The organism is Rhodococcus sp. (in: high G+C Gram-positive bacteria) (genome assembly GCF_049591685.1).
Lineage (GTDB): Bacteria > Actinomycetota > Actinomycetes > Mycobacteriales > Mycobacteriaceae > Rhodococcoides.
On the sequence record NZ_JBAWFH010000574.1, the window covers coordinates 1 to 3,390 of the forward strand.

The 3,390-nt window shown below is 59.9% G+C and carries 4 protein-coding genes; all 4 read right to left on the reverse strand.

What is annotated here, in order from left to right:
• The coding region (locus WBQ44_RS23695) for a tyrosine-type recombinase/integrase (RefSeq protein WP_495569098.1) at nucleotides 1-1,022 on the reverse strand (1,022 nt) is incomplete at its 3' end.
• A 404-nt stretch (nucleotides 1,023-1,426) separates the two neighbouring features.
• Nucleotides 1,427-1,834: a hypothetical protein gene (locus WBQ44_RS23700; RefSeq protein WP_495569099.1), complete on the reverse strand. Its 408-nt coding sequence runs from the start codon at nucleotides 1,832-1,834 to the stop codon at nucleotides 1,427-1,429.
• Between the two features lie 13 nt (nucleotides 1,835-1,847).
• Nucleotides 1,848-3,146: an FtsK/SpoIIIE domain-containing protein gene (locus tag WBQ44_RS23705; RefSeq protein WP_495569101.1), complete on the reverse strand. Its 1,299-nt coding sequence runs from the start codon at nucleotides 3,144-3,146 to the stop codon at nucleotides 1,848-1,850.
• Between the two features lie 49 nt (nucleotides 3,147-3,195).
• A partial coding sequence (locus tag WBQ44_RS23710) for a hypothetical protein (protein ID WP_495569100.1) occupies nucleotides 3,196-3,390 on the reverse strand: 195 nt, incomplete at its 5' end.

Genomic DNA, 3,390 nt, shown 5'->3' on the forward strand with positions numbered 1-3,390 from the left:
AGTTCGCCGTCATACAGATCTGCATACGTATGTGCCGTCACTGTGATCGACGCGTGGCCCATCGTCTTCTGCAGCAGTCGTAGATCGGCCCCAGCCGAACGAGCGAGGCTGGCGTAGGTATGACGTAGATCGTGGATTCGGAGTGTTGGTCGACCAATTTCGACGGTTCGAGCCCGCCACGACACGGATCGGACCCAGTTTTCTCTACCCAGTCGAAAGCCCTTCGGCGACGCTATCGCCGGTTGTGTTCGCGGACGCCCACCGATTCGTGTCTCCAAGATCGGATCGAGTTTGCGGGGGATCGGAATCGACCTCTTGCCTGCTTTGGATTTGGGAGCACCGACAACCAGCTTGCCTCCCACCTGAGTGATCGATCGCCGGACTCGAATCCTCCGAGCGTCAAGATCGACGTCCTCAACGTTGAGGCCCATCAGCTCGCCGAAGCGCATACCTGTGTAGGCCAAGATCGTCACGACATCGCCCTGAGTTCCACAGAGCCCTGCTAGAGCGTCTACTTCGGTGGGGGTGAGGTACACATGCTGCTGGTCTACTAGTGGCGGGAAGATCGTCTTTGCTGCGGGGTTCTTGGCGATCCATCCCTCGCTGACTGCGTGATCGAGAACCATCTTGAGGACGCTGTGTCGCCACCGCTGAGTGCGAGGGCCGACGTCGGTCATGGCGTTCACGAAGTCTTGAATGCTGCCTCGGTCCAACTTGCTGACCGGCCAACTGGCGAACGTCGACACCGAAAGCCGCCAACAGTCCTCATAGCCGCGTCGCACCTTCGGAGTCAGGTCCTGCCGCGTCGCAAGCCACGAGGTGTACGCGTGGGCCAGTGTGATGGAGTTTCCGCGTCGAGGGTCAAAGTAGACGCCCTTGCTGTGAGCGGTGAGCTGCTCAGCCTGAAACAGCCGCGCCTCACGCTCAGTCTGGAACGTTCGACGTCGCTTCACTCGGCCTGGCAACCTCCACTCGACAACCCACCTTGTGCCCTTGGTCGTCTGCTTCTTCGTGATGGACACGCGCTAACCCGTCACACGGCGCGAGTTCAAGAAGTCGGACACGTCCGACAGCAACCAACGCCTCCGTCTCGGGCCGAGCCTGACGTGAACCGGGCCGTCGCTGGGAAGAGACGGGTACGCCTCTCTCCGCACTGCAAGGTCATGCAGCGTGCTGACCGGTATCGACGTGATGTGGCTAACTTCCTGCGCAGTCAACAACGGGTTGTCGGTCCAGTCACCGTTGGGGCGGGGTCCTCCGGTCGACACCGAATCTGCGGGTGTTTTGATTTCGCACTCCTTCTCTTGTGGGCGTTTCGACAGTTCGAGCAGATGACTGGAACTGGTGGAGCTGGTGGGTGAACCGAGCCCAGTGGTGTCCCGCATCGGTCGCATTTGATCTTGACGCGAACCTCGCTCCCCATCGACTAACCCGATGGGCACTGAGCGGTTGTCGGGTACTCGCCGTTGTAGATCAGCATCAGAGCCAGAGGGCCGCCGTCCAAGTCACGGATTCCGCGGCCATCACCCTGGTTGAACCAGCAGTAACCGCGCTGCCAGAATGTTCCCGTCGGACGAGGTGGAGCCGTTGTAGCACCTGTCTGGGCTTCGATATCGGATGGTGCAGTTGCGTCGAACGGCGTAGACGCGTTTCGGCTCGCGTCACTGTGGCCGCCGCATGCTGTCAGCACCAGTACCGCGAAGAACGCAACTGCGGCCAACGCGAGTGCGGTCCGGCGTGCCTTCGACCGAGCTTGCTCCGCTGTACGAGCTGCGTCGACGCGGATAGTAACGGGCCAGCGATCAGGCTGGAATACGTTCTCTCCTTGGTGCATTCGCTGAATCTCCCTAGTTCGAAGTAGATATGAGCTGTGGATCGCGAGCCTTCTTCGATCCAATCGAGGCACTCGCATGTTCCTCGGACATGAACGAGCATCGGACCCGAGCGAAGCCGTTCGCGCCGAGGTCGGTGACGCAAACCCCTCGATCGGTTGGTAGCCGCAGCTGCCACGGCACAGTCTGCGACGACCTGATCGAATCACCCAGAGCTGCCACGCCTGCATCGTCGGTCGACACTGCGAAACACATTCGGAAACCGCAGTTTTCGCGGATTGCACTGGGGATGGAGTCGGTAGTTGGCTTTTGGGTGACAAGCACCGTCAGATGACCGACGGATCGACCGCGCCGAACGAGATCTGTGACCATTGCGATGATCACTTCGCGGGACTTCTTCTCTGCAGCTCCGATCGACATCTTCTGGTCGAACAAGAACTGGCACTCGTCGATGAAAGTGACGACCAACGGAAAAGCCTCTGTTGGTGTCGAACCCGCACCCCAAACGTTGGATCTACCCACCCTCTCGCGAATAGTTTGGAGCCGATGCAACATGATCGAGTGAACGTGCTCGATCGACAACCGGATGTCTTCCAAACTCGACTCCTGTGAATCGAATCTGAATGCCCTGTTGCGCAGCCAGTCCCATTCGCTACCGCCTTTGCCGTCGACTACAGCAAGCTCAACTGACGACGATGCACAGAGTGTTGCCATGATGGCTTGTAGGGAGCCCGACTTTCCGGAGCCTGGGGCACCCGCAATCAACCAGCCGCTACGCTCGCGAAGGTCGAACAGCGCATGTCCGGTATCAGTGACCCCAATTGGCAACATGAAGTCTTCCATCCGATCCGGCGTAGCGATCTCGCGGTGAACACCCAACGGGTCAGTGGGACTGAGAATCTCGATACCTACGTGGACAGGGTCGATCGCAATAATCCGAACACCTCGCGGAGCTGCAAGCATGACTGCCAATTCACTTGCCTTACGGGCGTAGCTATCGTGCGTCTGGCCCCGTACGAGGCTGACGACTGCGATCGCACCGCCTGAGAGGGTGGAGAACGCGTCTGAGGGAGTGGGGCAATCGATCACCCCATCCTGAGGATCGACGTGCACCAGACCCACGCGATTCCAAAAATCGATCCACTCGACGGACGACCGAGACGCTTCTAGCAGCGGTTGCAGAAGCACTTCCTGCTCTGGTCGCAACCGGTCACAAACCCGCTGTTCAGCGTCATCGACGGTCGAGTCGATTCCAGCACTCAGGTGGACGTAGACCACCACGGCAACTACAAGTGCCACCCAGAACGCGAGCATCACCGCTCGACTCGATCGAGCTTGCGCGTGGGTCGTCCTTGAAGGGCTATCACGCCGCCGCCCCCGTCTTCTTCGGAGCAGCACCACCGGTTCCGTCGAGAGGCTCGACGCCCTGCACTTCGTACCAGAATCCGCCGCGCGCACCACCCTTGCCAGCAGTAGCCCACGGATGAATGACCAACGCATCTCCGACAAGCCGAATCGGTGCGAAGTCTGGCAACGCGGGAGTCGCGTGGTCCCAGAC